The sequence below is a fragment of the Bradyrhizobium sp. 956_D2_N1_4 genome, from assembly GCF_052076025.1.
GTDB classification, from domain to species: Bacteria; Pseudomonadota; Alphaproteobacteria; order Rhizobiales; family Xanthobacteraceae; genus Bradyrhizobium; species Bradyrhizobium barranii.
This window is the reverse complement of sequence record NZ_CP197237.1, coordinates 3,746,873-3,760,029: the sequence shown is the minus strand read 5'-3', so window position 1 is coordinate 3,760,029 and position 13,157 is coordinate 3,746,873. Positions and strand designations below refer to the sequence as shown.

The window sequence follows — 13,157 nt, the reverse complement described above, 5'->3', positions numbered from 1 at the left end:
CATGGACGACGCCAAGCTCGACGCCCTGGGGCAGACGATCGTTAGCGCGCTTCCGGGCGCCGCCATCGGTCATTCGGTTGCCTTCAACCAGCTCGCGGTGGATGTCGAGGTCAGCAAGATCGTCGAGGTGGTCAAGTACCTCCGCGACGATCCGAAATGCCGGTTCATCAACTTCACCGACATCACGGCCGCGGACTATCCGTCGCGCGAAAAACGCTTCGACGTGATCTATCACTTCCTGTCTCCGACCTTGAACGCGCGGATCCGGCTCAAGGCCCAGGCCGACGAGACCACGCAGGTGCCGTCGCTGATCGACGTGTTCCCCGGCGCGGACTGGTTCGAGCGCGAGGCCTACGACCTCTATGGCGTGTTCTTCGTCGGGCACCCCGACATGCGCCGCCTGCTGACCGATTACGGTTTCGAGGGCCATCCGCTGCGCAAGGATTTCCCGACCACCGGTTTCGTCGAGGTTCGCTACGACGACCAGGAGAAGCGGGTGGTGTACGAGCCCGTCCGGCTCAACCAGGAATTCCGCAAGTTCGATTTCCTCTCGCCGTGGGAAGGGGCGGACTATCCGCTTCCCGGTGACGAGAAGGCGGGACCGAAGGTCTGATCATGAACGAGCAACCCGAACAGCTTCGCAATTTCACCATCAACTTCGGGCCCCAGCATCCGGCTGCGCACGGCGTGCTGCGTCTGGTCCTGGAGCTTGACGGCGAAATCGTCGCCCGTGTCGATCCCCATATCGGCCTGCTTCACCGCGGCACCGAGAAGCTGATCGAGCAGAAGACCTATCTGCAGGCGATCCCGTATTTCGACCGGCTCGACTACGTCGCGCCGATGAACCAGGAGCACGCCTTCTGCATGGCGGCTGAGAAGCTGCTCGGCATCGAGGTGCCGCGCCGCGGCCAGCTGATCCGCGTGCTTTATTGCGAGATCGGCCGCATCCTGTCGCATCTGCTCAACGTCACCACGCAGGCGATGGACGTCGGCGCGCTGACCCCGCCGCTGTGGGGCTTTGAAGAGCGCGAAAAGCTGATGGTGTTCTACGAGCGCGCCTCGGGCAGCCGTATGCATGCAGCCTTCTTCCGCGTCGGCGGCGTGCATCAGGACCTGCCGCAGAAGCTGGTCGACGACATCGAGGCCTGGTGCGATCCGTTCCTGAAGGTCGTTGACGACCTCGATCGTCTCCTCACCGCCAACCGCATCTTCAAGCAGCGCAACGTCGACATCGGCGTGGTGCCGCTCAAGGAAGCCTGGGAGTGGGGCTTCTCGGGCGTCATGGTGCGCGGCTCGGGCGCGGCCTGGGACCTGCGCAAGTCGCAGCCCTATGAGTGCTACGCCGAGATGGATTTCGACATCCCGATCGGCAAGAACGGCGACTGCTACGATCGCTACCTGATCCGCATGGAAGAGATGCGCCAGTCCGTGCGCATCATGAAGCAGTGCATCCAGAAGCTGAACGCAGCCGACGGGAAGGGGCCTGTCGTCGTCGAAGACAACAAGGTCGCGCCGCCGCGCCGCGGCGAGATGAAGCGCTCGATGGAAGCGCTGATCCATCACTTCAAGCTCTACACCGAAGGCGTCCACGTGCCGGCGGGCGAAGTCTACACCGCGGTCGAGGCGCCGAAGGGCGAGTTCGGCGTCTATCTGATCTCCGATGGCACCAACAAGCCCTACAAGTGCAAGATCCGCGCGCCGGGCTTTGCGCATCTTCAGGCGATGGACCACATCTGCCGCGGCCATCTGCTCGCCGACGTCTCGGCGATCCTCGGCTCGCTCGACATCGTGTTCGGAGAGGTCGATCGGTGATGGCGCAGGCGCCAATCCAGTTTGACCGTGCCTCGGGGGCCCTTGAAGGGGCCAACCTGTGGGAGCGGACGGCTGCCTTGGCGCTGGTGACGGGATCGAAGATCTCCTCGCACTTCTCGCACATGGGCTACATCGCCTGCGCGAACCTGCTGCGGAAGACGCTGCCCGAGCGCAACATCGCGATCAGGCTCAATCCCGACGCCGTGTTCGAATTCCCCTACGGCGACGGTTATTGGAGCAAGCTGCTCAACCGCTCCTACAATTACGAGGACGAGCTGGAGGTCCTGTTCGCCGACTCCATCGACGTCGACTACACGCTGCTCGATTGCGGCGCCAATTACGGCTACTGGTCGGTGCTGGTGTCGAGCAAGCCGTTCGGATCGCACAAGGCGATCGCGATCGAGCCGTCGGGGCAGAACTATCCGAAGCTTGCCAACAACGCTCGCGTCAACGGCAACCGCTTCGAGACGCTGAAATGCGCGATCGGCGCGGCGCGCGGTACCGCGCGGCTGTCAGGCACCAAGCATGAGGCCTTCAGCATCGCTGGCGCACCGTCGGCGGGCGGTGAGGACGTGCCGGTTCTCGCGCTCGACAATCTCATCGACGACGGCAAGGTGGCGGCCCACGGCAAGTACCTGATCAAGCTCGACGTCGAGGGCGTCGAGATCGAGGCGATCAAGGGCGGCGCACGGCTGCTTGAGACCGACAGCGTCATCATGTGCGAGGAGCACGGCAGCGATCGCAGCCACGCGGTGTCGCGCTTTATCCTCGAACAGACGCCGCTGAAGCTGATCGTGTTCGATCCGCGCAGCAACCGGATGGAGACCGTGACCGAGCTGTCGATCCTCGACCGCATCAAGGTCTCGACCCACGTCGGCTACAACGTTTTCGGCACCGCAAGCGCATTCTGGCAGGACAGGATCGATGCCCTGAATGCGAAAACCGCGCGCCGTATGCAGTGAGAGATAAGAGATGTCCGTTCGCCGATTAGCACCGAAGGAAGTCCAGCCCGCGAGCTTTGCGTTCACGGAGGAGAACCTCGCGTTCGCCAAGCAGCAGATCGCGAAATATCCGGCCGGCCGGCAAGCCTCCGCTGTCATCGCCATCCTCTGGCGCGTCCAGGAACAGCACGACGGCTGGGTGTCGGAAGCCGCGATCCGCGCCGTCGCCGATCTGCTCGACATGCCCTATATCCGCGTGCTCGAAGTCGCGACCTTCTACACGATGTTCCAGCTCGCCCCCGTCGGCAAGAAGGCCCACGTCCAGGTCTGCGGCACAACGCCGTGCCGCCTGCGCGGCGCCGAGGATCTCATCCACGTCTGCGAGCACCGCATCCACCACGAGCCGTTCCATCTCTCCAAGGACGGCAATTTCAGCTGGGAAGAGGTGGAATGTCTCGGTGCCTGCGTGAATGCGCCGATGGTGCTGATCGGCAAGGACACCTATGAGGATTTGACCAAGGAAACCTTTGGCAAGGTGCTCGACGGCTTCGCCTCGGGCAATCCGCCGAAGCCCGGTCCGCAGAACGGCCGCCAGTTCTCGGCGCCGACGGGTGGGCCGACCACGCTGAAGGAGATCACCTGATGCGTGATCTCCCCGCAATTGGAGGGAACGAGGCCGTGAACAAGTGGGGCTTCGTCGCCATGCACGCCGCGGTCGCGGCCGCCTTCATGTTCCTGCTGCAGCGCTTCGTGATGAACGCGACGCAGGAGAGCAGCCTACTCTGGGCGCTGACTTTCGCCGTCTGCGCCGCCGGACTTGCCTACAAGCAGTCCAATCGTTGATCGGAAAGCACTGAAATGCTCGAGGACAAGGACCGCATCTTCAAGAACCTCTACGGCCTCCACGACTGGGGGCTCGAGGGCGCGCGGCGCCGCGGCGCCTGGGATGGTACGAAGAATATCATCGACAAGGGCCGTGACTGGATCATCAACGAGATGAAGGCGTCGGGCCTGCGCGGGCGCGGTGGCGCCGGCTTCCCGACCGGCCTGAAATGGTCGTTCATGCCGAAGGAATCGACCGACGGACGGCCGAGCTATCTCGTCGTCAACGCCGACGAATCCGAGCCCGGTACCTGCAAGGATCGCGAGATCATGCGGCACGATCCGCATCTCCTGATCGAAGGCTGCCTGATCGCGAGCTGCGCGATGAACGCGCATGCCTGCTACATCTATGTCCGCGGCGAGTTCATCCGCGAGCGCGAGCATCTCCAGGCCGCGATCGACCAGGCCTATGAGGCGAAGCTCGTCGGCAAGGACAATGTCAACGGCTGGCCGTTCGACATCTACGTCGCGCATGGCGCCGGCGCCTATATCTGCGGCGAGGAGACCGCGCTGCTCGAAAGCCTCGAAGGCAAGAAGGGCCAGCCGCGCCTGAAGCCGCCGTTCCCGGCCAATGTCGGCCTGTTCGGCTGCCCGACCACCGTCAACAACGTCGAGTCGATCGCGGTTGCGCCCGACATCCTGCGCCGCGGCGCGGCCTGGTTCGCCGGCATCGGCCGTCCGAACAATGTCGGCACCAAGCTCTTCTGCATCTCCGGCCATGTCGAGCGGCCCTGCAACGTCGAAGAGGCCATGGGCATTCCGTTCCGTGAGCTGATCGAGAAGCATTGCGGCGGCATCCGCGGCGGCTGGGACAACCTCAAGGCCGTGATCCCCGGTGGCTCCTCGGTGCGCATGGTGCCGGCCGAACAGATCATCGATACGCCGATGGATTTCGACTCCCTGAGCAAGCTGCGCTCGGGCCTCGGCACCGCGGCCGTGATCGTGATGGACAAGTCGACCGACCTGATCCGCTCCATCGCCCGCATCTCCTATTTCTACAAGCACGAGAGTTGTGGTCAGTGCACGCCGTGCCGCGAGGGCACCGGCTGGATGTGGCGCGTCTTGACCCGCATGGCCGACGGTCGCGCCCACAAGCGCGAGATCGACATGCTGCTCGAAGTCACGAAGCAGGTCGAAGGCCACACCATCTGCGCGCTCGGCGACGCAGCCGCCTGGCCGATCCAGGGCCTGATCGCGCATTTCCGTCACGAGATCGAAGCGCGCATCGACCAGTATTCGCACAAGGCTGACATCGACGATATCGGCGTCCGCGATCCAGTGAACATGGTCGCGGCGGAGTAGAGAGAATGACCAAGCTCATCATCGACGGAAAAGAGATCGATGTCCCCGCCGAGTACACGCTGCTCCAGGCGTGCGAAGCTGCGGGCGCCGAGATTCCGCGCTTCTGCTATCACGAGCGGCTGTCGATCGCCGGCAATTGCCGGATGTGCCTCGTCGAAGTGAAGGGCGGCCCGAAGCCGGTCGCAAGCTGCGCCTGGGGCGTGCGCGATTGCCGTCCGGGCCCCAAGGGCGAGCCGCCGGAAATCTCCACGCGGTCGCCGATGGTGAAGAAGGCGCGCGAAGGCGTGATGGAATTCCTTCTCATCAACCATCCGTTGGACTGCCCGATCTGCGACCAGGGCGGCGAGTGCGACCTTCAGGACCAGGCGATGGGCTATGGTGTCGACACCAGCCGCTTCGCCGAGAACAAGCGCGCCGTCGAGGACAAGTACCTCGGCGCGCTGGTCAAGACCTCGATGAACCGCTGCATCCAGTGCACGCGATGCGTCCGCTTCTCGGCGGAAGTCGCCGGCGCGCCCGAGATGGGCGCCACCGGCCGCGGCGAGGACATGGAGATCACGACCTATCTCGAGCACGCGCTGACGTCGGAATTGCAGGGCAATCTCGTCGACATCTGCCCGGTCGGCGCGCTGACCTCGAAGCCCTATGCTTTTGCGGCGCGCCCGTGGGAGCTCGGCAAGACCCAGTCGATCGACGTGATGGACGGCCTCGGCTCGGCGATCCGCGTCGACACCCGCGGTCGTGAGGTGATGCGCGTGCTGCCGCGCATCAACGAGGCCGTGAACGAGGAGTGGATCTCCGACAAGACCCGTCACGTCGTCGACGGCCTGCGCACCCAGCGTCTCGACCGGCCCTATATCCGCGAAGCCGGCAAGCTGCGTGCGGCGAGCTGGCCGGAAGCCTTTGCCGCGATCGCCGCGAAAGCGGCGCGCACCGACGGCAAGCGCATCGGCGCGATCGCCGGCGACCTCGCCGGCGTCGAAGAGATGTTCGCGCTGAAGGACCTGCTCGCCAAGTACGGCTCGGGCAATCTGGCGGTGCAGGGCGGCGACGCCTTCGATCCCGCGCTCGGCCGCGGCTCCTACATCTTCAATCCGACGCTGGTCGGCGTCGAGCAGGCCGATGCGCTGCTCATCATCGGCGCCAATCCGCGCAAGGAAGCGGCCGTGTTCAACGCCCGCATCCGCAAGCGCTGGCGCGCCGGCGGCTTCAAGGTCGGCGTGATCGGCGCCAAGGTCGACCTGACCTACGACTATGATCATCTGGGTGCAGGCACCGACACGCTCGGCGAGCTCGCGGCCGGCAAGCACTCCTTCATGGACGTGCTGAAGAACGCCAAGAACCCGATCATCCTGGTCGGCGCAGGCGCGGCCTCGCGTCACGACGGCGCTGCCATTCTCGCCGCCGCCGCCAAGCTCGCGCTCGATGTCGGTGCGGTGAAGGACGGCTGGAACGGCTTCGGCGTGCTGCACGAGACCGCCTCGCGCGTTGGTGCGCTCGATATCGGCTTCTCCGCCACGGCAGGTGGGCTGAACGCGGCGCAGATGACGACCTTCGGCACGCTGGACCTGCTGTTCCTGCTCGGCGCCGACGAGATCAAGCCGTCGGACGGCACCTTCGTCGTCTATATCGGCACCCATGGTGACCGCGGCGCGCATCGCGCCGACGTGATCCTGCCGTCGGCTGCCTACACCGAGAAGTCCGCGATCTACGTCAACACCGAAGGCCGCGTGCAGATGACCGGCCGTGCCGCGTTCCCGCCGGGCGAAGCCCGCGAGGACTGGGCGATCGTGCGCGCGCTGTCGGAGGCGCTCGGCAAGAAGCTCGGCTATGACTCGCTGTCGGCGCTCCGCCAGGCGATCTTCAAGGCCGTGCCGCACCTGATCCGTCTCGACCAGATCGAAGCCGGCGCCGCCGACCAGATCAAGAAGCTGGCGGGGAAGGGCGGCTCGCCGGAGAAGGCGCCGTTCAAGCCGGCGATCGAGGACTTCTATTTGACCAACCCAATCGCGCGTGCATCCGCCGTGATGGCGGAATGCTCGCGGCTTGCCTCCGGGCAGATGCTGACCGCAGCGGAGTGAGCCGATGGAATTCTTCGAAAGCGCATTCTGGACCGGTTTCCTCTGGCCGCTGATCATCATGGTCGCGGAGAGCGTCCTGGTGCTCGTCGTCCTGCTGGTCGCGATCGCCTACATCCTGCTTGCCGACCGCAAGATCTGGGCGGCAGTGCAGATCCGCCGCGGCCCGAACGTGGTCGGCCCCTGGGGCCTGCTGCAGTCCTTCGCGGACCTGCTGAAGTTCGTGCTCAAGGAGCCGATCATCCCGTCCGGCGCCAACAAGGGCGTATTCCTGCTGGCGCCGCTGGTGTCCTGCGTGCTCGCTCTCGCCGCTTGGGCGGTGATCCCGACCAATCTCGGCTGGGTGATCTCCGACATCAATGTCGGCGTGCTCTTCATCTTCGCGATCTCGTCGCTGTCGATCTACGGCATCATCATGGCCGGCTGGTCGTCGAACTCGAAATACCCGTTCCTGGCCGCGCTGCGCTCGGCGGCGCAGATGGTGTCCTACGAGGTCTCGATCGGCTTCGTCATCATCACCGTGCTGCTCTGCGCCGGCACGCTGAACCTGTCGGCCGTGGTCGAGGCCCAGCATGCCCGTGGCCTCGCCAGCCTGATCGGGTTGCCGCAGCTCACCATCCTGAACTGGTATGTGTGGCCGCTGTTCCCGATGTTCGTGATCTTCTACGTCTCGGCGCTGGCGGAAACCAACCGTCCGCCGTTCGACCTCGTGGAAGCTGAATCAGAGCTCGTCGCCGGCTTCATGGTCGAATACGGCTCGACGCCGTATCTGCTGTTCATGCTCGGCGAGTATGTCGCGATCGTCACGATGTGCGCGCTGGCGACGATCCTGTTCCTCGGAGGCTGGCTGCCGCCGGTGGATCTGCCGCCCTTCAACTGGGTGCCGGGGATCATCTGGTTCTCGCTCAAAGTGTTCTTCATGTTCTTCCTGTTCGCGATGGCAAAGGCGATCGTGCCGCGCTACCGCTACGACCAATTGATGCGCCTCGGCTGGAAGGTGTTCCTGCCGCTGTCGCTGGCGATGGTGGTCGTGGTGGCCGGTGTGCTGCATTTCGCCGGCATCGCGCCGAAGTGAGGGCCGTCATGGGTATCAACATCAACGCCACTGCACGCTCGCTCCTGCTGTCGGAATTCGTCTCGGCGTTCTTCCTCGCCATGCGCTATTTCTTCCAGCCGAAGCCGACGCTGAACTATCCCTTCGAGAAGGGCCCGATCTCGCCGCGCTTCCGCGGCGAGCATGCGCTGCGCCGCTATCCGAACGGCGAAGAGCGCTGCATCGCCTGCAAGCTGTGCGAAGCCATTTGCCCGGCGCAGGCCATCACCATCGAGGCCGGCCCGCGCCGCAACGACGGCACCCGCCGCACCGTGCGCTACGACATCGACATGGTGAAGTGCATTTATTGCGGCCTCTGCCAGGAGGCCTGTCCGGTCGACGCCATCGTCGAAGGTCCGAACTTCGAATTCGCGACCGAGACCCGCGAGGAACTGTTCTATGACAAGGCCAAGCTGCTCGCCAATGGCGACCGCTGGGAACGCGAGATCGCGAAAGCGATCGAGCTCGACGCGCCGTACCGGTGAGATGAGAGCATGATCCTTCCCGCGCTGTTCTTCTATCTCTTCGCCGGCGTTTGTGTCGCCTCGGCGGTGATGGTGATTGTCTCGCGCAATCCCGTGCACTCCGTGCTGTACCTGATCCTGGCCTTCGTCAACGCCTCCGGCCTGTTCGTGCTGATGGGCGCCGAATTCCTCGCGATGATCCTGATCGTCGTCTATGTCGGCGCCGTCGCGGTGCTGTTCCTGTTCGTGATCATGATGCTCGACGTCGACTTCCTCGAGCTGCGCGAGGGCTTCATCGAGTACCTGCCGGTGGGCCTCGTGATCGGCGGCATCTTCCTGTTCGAACTGCTGCTCACCGTCGGCTTCTGGGTCATCAACCCCGGCGTCTCCAAGACGATCACGGCGGCGATCCCGACCAATGTCAGCAACACCGAGGCGCTCGGGCTCGTGCTCTATACGAAGTACATCCACTACTTCCAGCTCGCGGGCATGGTGCTGCTGGTCGCCATGATCGGCGCCATCGTGCTGACGCTGCGCCACAAGGCGAACGTGAAGCGGCAGGACATCAACGTTCAGAATGCACGCACGCCCGAGATGGCGATGGCGATGCGCAAGGTGGCGTCGGGGCAGGGGCTCCAGGACAGCGACGCGGCGGAGTGGGTGAAATGACGATCGGGCTCGGACATTATCTGGCGGTCGGCGCGATCCTGTTCACGCTCGGGATCCTCGGCATCTTCCTGAACCGCAAGAACATCATCGTCATCCTGATGTCGATCGAGCTGATCCTGCTCTCGGTCAACATCAACCTCGTCGCATTCTCGACCTTCCTCGGCGACATCGTCGGCCAGGTCTTCGCATTGCTGGTGCTGACGGTTGCGGCTGCGGAAGCCGCGATCGGTCTCGCCATCCTGGTGGTCTATTTCCGCAACCGCGGCTCGATCGCGGTTGAGGACGTCAATCTGATGAAGGGCTGAGCTCAGTCATGGTTCAGGCGATTGTCTTTCTGCCTCTGCTGGGCGCCATCCTTGCTGGCCTGATCGCGCTGTTCGGCGCGCATGCCCGCCACCCCTCGGGCGACGCGGTCGAGCATCACGGCGATCATGGCCACGGCGACGCGCATGCGTCGGCGGCCCATGACGACCATGGTCACGACGATCACGCTCCCGATGACCATGGCCATGGCCCGGTCGAGCCGCCGGCCGCGGGCTCGCGGGGCGCCGAGCTGATCACGACCGCGCTGCTGTTCGTCTCGGCGGCGCTGTCCTGGATGACGCTGGTCGATGTCGGCTTCATGCACCACGACATGCGCATTCCGCTGTTGCCCTGGATCATGTCTGGCGACCTCCAGGTCTACTGGACGCTGCGGGTCGACACGCTCACCGCCGTGATGCTGGTGGTGGTGACGACCGTGTCCTCGCTCGTGCACCTCTATTCCATCGGCTACATGGACGAGGATCCGTATCGGCCGCGCTTCTTCGGCTATCTCTCGCTGTTCACCTTCGCCATGCTGATGCTGGTGACGGCCGACAACCTCGTGCAGCTGTTCTTCGGCTGGGAAGGCGTGGGTCTCGCGAGCTATCTCCTGATCGGCTTCTGGTACCAGAAGCCGTCGGCGAACGCGGCGGCGATCAAGGCCTTCGTGGTCAACCGCGTCGGCGATTTCGGCTTCGCGCTCGGCATTTTCGCGATCTTCATGCTGACGAGCTCGACCGATTTCGAGACCATCTTCCATGCAGCTCCGAGCCTGACCGGCAAGACCATCGACTTCCTCGGCTGGCACGCCGACGCGCTGACCCTGACCTGCCTCCTGCTGTTCATGGGCGCGATGGGCAAGTCGGCGCAGTTCCTGCTGCACACCTGGTTGCCGGACGCGATGGAAGGCCCGACCCCGGTCTCCGCGCTGATCCACGCGGCGACCATGGTCACCGCCGGCGTGTTCATGGTGGCGCGCCTGTCGCCGCTGTTCGAACTCGCCCCGAACGCGCAGGCCGTCGTGATGTTCTTCGGCGCCACCACGGCGTTCTTCGCCGCGACCATCGGCCTCGTCCAGAACGACATCAAGCGCATCGTCGCGTACTCGACCTGTTCGCAGCTCGGCTACATGTTCGTGGCGATGGGAGCAGGGGCCTATTCGGTCGGCATGTTCCACCTGTTCACGCACGCCTTCTTCAAGGCGCTGCTGTTCTTGGGTTCCGGCTCGGTGATCTACGCGATGCACCACGAGCAGGACATCCGCAACATGGGCGGCCTCTGGCGCAAGATCCCCTACACCTATGCGGTGATGGTGATCGGCACGCTGGCGCTCACGGGCTTCCCGCTCACGGCGGGCTATTTCTCCAAGGACGCCATCATCGAGTCCGCCTACGCCTCGCATAATCCGTTCGCGATGTACGGCTTCCTGATGACGGTCGTCGCCGCCGGCCTGACCTCGTTCTACTCCTGGCGCCTGATCTTCAAGACCTTCCACGGCGAGCCCCATGACGAGCATCACTACGAGGCCGCGCATGAGGCTCCGCTCTGGATACTGATCCCGATCGGCGTTCTCGCGGTCGGCTCGATCGTCGCGGGCTTCCCGTTCAAGGAGCTGTTCGCCGGTCACGGCGTCGAGGAGTTCTTCCGCGAGTCCGTGAAGATGAACCCGCACATCATCGAGGAGATGCACCACATCCCCGAGACCATCGCCATCCTGCCGACGGTGATGATGGTGCTGGGCTTCCTGGTGTCGTATCTGTTCTACATCCGCCGGCCGTATCTGCCGGTCGAGCTCGCGAACACGCAGCCGATGCTGTACCAGTTCCTGCTCAACAAATGGTACTTCGACGAGCTCTACGAGGTCATCTTCGTCCGTCCGGCGAAGTGGATCGGCTATCAGCTCTGGAAGAAGGGCGATGGCTTCATCATCGACGGTCTCGGTCCCGACGGTATCTCGGCCCGCGTGCTGGACGTCACCCGCAACGTGGTGAAGATCCAGACCGGCTATCTCTATCACTACGCGTTCGCCATGCTGATCGGCGCCGCCGGCCTGATCACCTGGTTCATGTTCGGCTTTGGAGGCCAGTAAATGACAACCTGGCCAATCCTTTCGGTCACGACGTTCCTGCCGCTGGTTGGCGCGCTGATCGTCTATCTCAGCCGAGGCGATGACGAGGCGGCTCGGCGCAATGCGCGCTGGATCGCGCTGTGGACCACGCTGATCACCTTCGCGGTGTCGGTGATCCTGGTGATGCGCTTCGATCCGTCGAGCGCCGACTTCCAGTTCGTCGAGAAGGCGAACTGGCTCGCCACCGGCATCACCTACCACATGGGCGTCGACGGCATCTCGCTGCCGCTGGTGATCCTGACCACCGCCATCATGCCGTTCTGCATCATCGCGAGCTGGAAGGCGATCACCAACCGCGTCCGCGAATACATGATGGCGTTCCTGATCCTGGAAACGCTGATGATCGGCACCTTCTCGGCGCTCGATCTCGTGCTGTTCTACCTGTTCTTCGAGGGCGGCCTGATCCCGATGTTCCTGATCATCGGCGTCTGGGGCGGTCCGCGCCGGGTCTACGCGTCGTTCAAGTTCTTCCTTTACACGCTGCTCGGCTCGGTGCTGATGCTGCTCGCCATCATGGCGCTGTACTGGAACGGCGGCACCACCGACATCCCGACCCTGATGCACACCGCCGTGCCGCGATCCCTGCAGACCTGGGCGTGGCTCGCCTTCTTCGCGTCGTTCGCGGTGAAGATGCCGATGTGGCCGGTGCACACCTGGCTCCCCGACGCCCACGTCGAGGCGCCGACCGCGGGCTCGGTGGTTCTGGCCGCGATCCTGCTGAAGATGGGCGGCTATGGCTTCCTGCGCTTCTCGCTGCCGATGTTCCCCCTGGCCTCGCACGACTTCGCGCCGCTGATCTTCACGCTCTCCGCGATTGCGATCATCTACACCTCGCTGGTGGCGCTGATGCAGGAGGACATGAAGAAGCTGATCGCGTACTCGTCAGTGGCGCATATGGGCTTCGTCACCATGGGCATCTTCGCCGGCACCATGCAGGGCGTCGCCGGCGGCGTGTTCCAGATGATCTCGCACGGCATCGTCTCCGGCGCGCTGTTCCTCTGCGTCGGCATCGTCTACGACCGCATGCACACCCGCGAGATCGCGGCCTATGGCGGCCTCGTCAACCGGATGCCGCTCTACGCGCTGACCTTCATGATCTTCACCATGGCCAATGTCGGTCTGCCCGGCACCTCCGGCTTCGTCGGCGAGTTCATGACGCTGCTCGGCACCTTCAAGGTCTCGATCCCGACCGCGTTCTTCGCGACCTTCGGCGTGATCCTGTCGGCCTGCTACGCGCTGTGGCTGTACCGCAAGGTCGTGTTCGGGGCGCTGGTCAAGCCGTCGCTGGCGAGCATGAAGGATCTCACTTTCCGCGAGTGCGTGACGCTGTTCCCGCTGATCGCGCTGACGATCCTGTTCGGCGTCTATCCGAAGCCGGTGCTCGACATGTCGGCAGTCTCGGTCCAGCAACTCGTCAATAATTACAACACCGCTGTGACGGCCGTGAAGGCCGCCGCACTGCTCCAGTGATCGGGCAGGTCAGGA

At 64.2% G+C, this 13,157-nt stretch carries 13 protein-coding genes; all 13 read left to right on the top strand.

Features of this window, described 5'->3' with window-relative positions:
* The first annotated feature begins 1 nt into the window (after position 1).
* From AB7535_RS17635 to AB7535_RS17575, 13 genes are read left to right on the top strand one after another with little or no spacing between them, the layout of a single operon-like run.
* Positions 2 to 613, top strand: a complete 612-nt coding sequence (locus AB7535_RS17635; RefSeq protein ID WP_135216782.1) for an NADH-quinone oxidoreductase subunit C — start codon at positions 2 to 4, stop codon at positions 611 to 613.
* A 2-nt stretch (positions 614 to 615) separates the two neighbouring features.
* Positions 616 to 1,812: an NADH-quinone oxidoreductase subunit D gene (locus tag AB7535_RS17630; RefSeq protein WP_135216783.1), complete on the top strand. Its 1,197-nt coding sequence runs from the start codon at positions 616 to 618 to the stop codon at positions 1,810 to 1,812.
* Positions 1,812 to 2,774, top strand: coding sequence for an FkbM family methyltransferase (locus tag AB7535_RS17625; protein WP_028149051.1), 963 nt, complete (start codon positions 1,812 to 1,814; stop codon positions 2,772 to 2,774). The genes AB7535_RS17630 and AB7535_RS17625 overlap by 1 nt, the downstream gene beginning before the upstream one ends.
* 10 nt (positions 2,775 to 2,784) lie before the next feature.
* Positions 2,785 to 3,396, top strand: a complete 612-nt coding sequence (nuoE, locus tag AB7535_RS17620; RefSeq protein ID WP_028149052.1) for an NADH-quinone oxidoreductase subunit NuoE — start codon at positions 2,785 to 2,787, stop codon at positions 3,394 to 3,396.
* Positions 3,396 to 3,596 (top strand): hypothetical protein, encoded by a 201-nt coding sequence (locus AB7535_RS17615; protein ID WP_028149053.1) that lies wholly within the window; start codon positions 3,396 to 3,398, stop codon positions 3,594 to 3,596. Before nuoE ends, AB7535_RS17615 begins: the two co-directional genes overlap by 1 nt.
* 15 nt (positions 3,597 to 3,611) lie before the next feature.
* Positions 3,612 to 4,937, top strand: coding sequence for an NADH-quinone oxidoreductase subunit NuoF (nuoF, locus tag AB7535_RS17610; protein WP_014494861.1), 1,326 nt, complete (start codon positions 3,612 to 3,614; stop codon positions 4,935 to 4,937).
* Between the two features lie 5 nt (positions 4,938 to 4,942).
* A complete protein-coding gene (gene nuoG / locus AB7535_RS17605; RefSeq protein WP_439036703.1) occupies positions 4,943 to 7,018 on the top strand; it encodes an NADH-quinone oxidoreductase subunit NuoG in 2,076 nt (691 codons plus the stop codon).
* A gap of 4 nt (positions 7,019 to 7,022) precedes the next feature.
* The gene (nuoH, locus tag AB7535_RS17600; protein WP_063982981.1) at positions 7,023 to 8,090 is read left to right on the top strand and encodes an NADH-quinone oxidoreductase subunit NuoH; all 1,068 of its coding nucleotides are present in this window, start codon (positions 7,023 to 7,025) and stop codon (positions 8,088 to 8,090) included.
* A 14-nt stretch (positions 8,091 to 8,104) separates the two neighbouring features.
* Positions 8,105 to 8,593, top strand: a complete 489-nt coding sequence (nuoI, locus tag AB7535_RS17595; protein ID WP_027529879.1) for an NADH-quinone oxidoreductase subunit NuoI — start codon at positions 8,105 to 8,107, stop codon at positions 8,591 to 8,593.
* Positions 8,594 to 8,602: 9 nt separating this feature from the next.
* A complete protein-coding gene (locus AB7535_RS17590) occupies positions 8,603 to 9,241 on the top strand; it encodes an NADH-quinone oxidoreductase subunit J (protein WP_028149057.1) in 639 nt (212 codons plus the stop codon).
* Positions 9,238 to 9,546, top strand: coding sequence for an NADH-quinone oxidoreductase subunit NuoK (gene nuoK, locus AB7535_RS17585; RefSeq protein WP_008547737.1), 309 nt, complete (start codon positions 9,238 to 9,240; stop codon positions 9,544 to 9,546). Before AB7535_RS17590 ends, nuoK begins: the two co-directional genes overlap by 4 nt.
* An 8-nt stretch (positions 9,547 to 9,554) precedes the next feature.
* A complete protein-coding gene (gene nuoL / locus AB7535_RS17580; protein ID WP_439036702.1) occupies positions 9,555 to 11,633 on the top strand; it encodes an NADH-quinone oxidoreductase subunit L in 2,079 nt (692 codons plus the stop codon).
* The gene (locus AB7535_RS17575) at positions 11,634 to 13,142 is read left to right on the top strand and encodes an NADH-quinone oxidoreductase subunit M (protein ID WP_135216787.1); all 1,509 of its coding nucleotides are present in this window, start codon (positions 11,634 to 11,636) and stop codon (positions 13,140 to 13,142) included.
* The last annotated feature ends 15 nt before the right edge of the window (positions 13,143 to 13,157 follow it).

Bases quoted from the DNA above. Each gene is read 5' to 3' on its own strand.
- nuoF (WP_014494861.1), top strand. From the start codon at position 3,612: ATGCTCGAGGACAAGGACCGCATCTTCAAGAACCTCTACGGCCTCCAC.
- AB7535_RS17630 (WP_135216783.1), top strand. From the start codon at position 616: ATGAACGAGCAACCCGAACAGCTTCGCAATTTCACCATCAACTTCGGG.
- AB7535_RS17625 (WP_028149051.1), top strand. From the start codon at position 1,812: ATGGCGCAGGCGCCAATCCAGTTTGACCGTGCCTCGGGGGCCCTTGAA.
- nuoK (WP_008547737.1), top strand. From the start codon at position 9,238: ATGACGATCGGGCTCGGACATTATCTGGCGGTCGGCGCGATCCTGTTC.
- nuoG (WP_439036703.1), top strand. From the start codon at position 4,943: ATGACCAAGCTCATCATCGACGGAAAAGAGATCGATGTCCCCGCCGAG.
- AB7535_RS17615 (WP_028149053.1), top strand. From the start codon at position 3,396: ATGCGTGATCTCCCCGCAATTGGAGGGAACGAGGCCGTGAACAAGTGG.
- AB7535_RS17590 (WP_028149057.1), top strand. From the start codon at position 8,603: ATGATCCTTCCCGCGCTGTTCTTCTATCTCTTCGCCGGCGTTTGTGTC.
- nuoE (WP_028149052.1), top strand. From the start codon at position 2,785: ATGTCCGTTCGCCGATTAGCACCGAAGGAAGTCCAGCCCGCGAGCTTT.
- nuoL (WP_439036702.1), top strand. From the start codon at position 9,555: ATGGTTCAGGCGATTGTCTTTCTGCCTCTGCTGGGCGCCATCCTTGCT.
- nuoH (WP_063982981.1), top strand. From the start codon at position 7,023: ATGGAATTCTTCGAAAGCGCATTCTGGACCGGTTTCCTCTGGCCGCTG.
- AB7535_RS17575 (WP_135216787.1), top strand. From the start codon at position 11,634: ATGACAACCTGGCCAATCCTTTCGGTCACGACGTTCCTGCCGCTGGTT.
- AB7535_RS17635 (WP_135216782.1), top strand. From the start codon at position 2: ATGGACGACGCCAAGCTCGACGCCCTGGGGCAGACGATCGTTAGCGCG.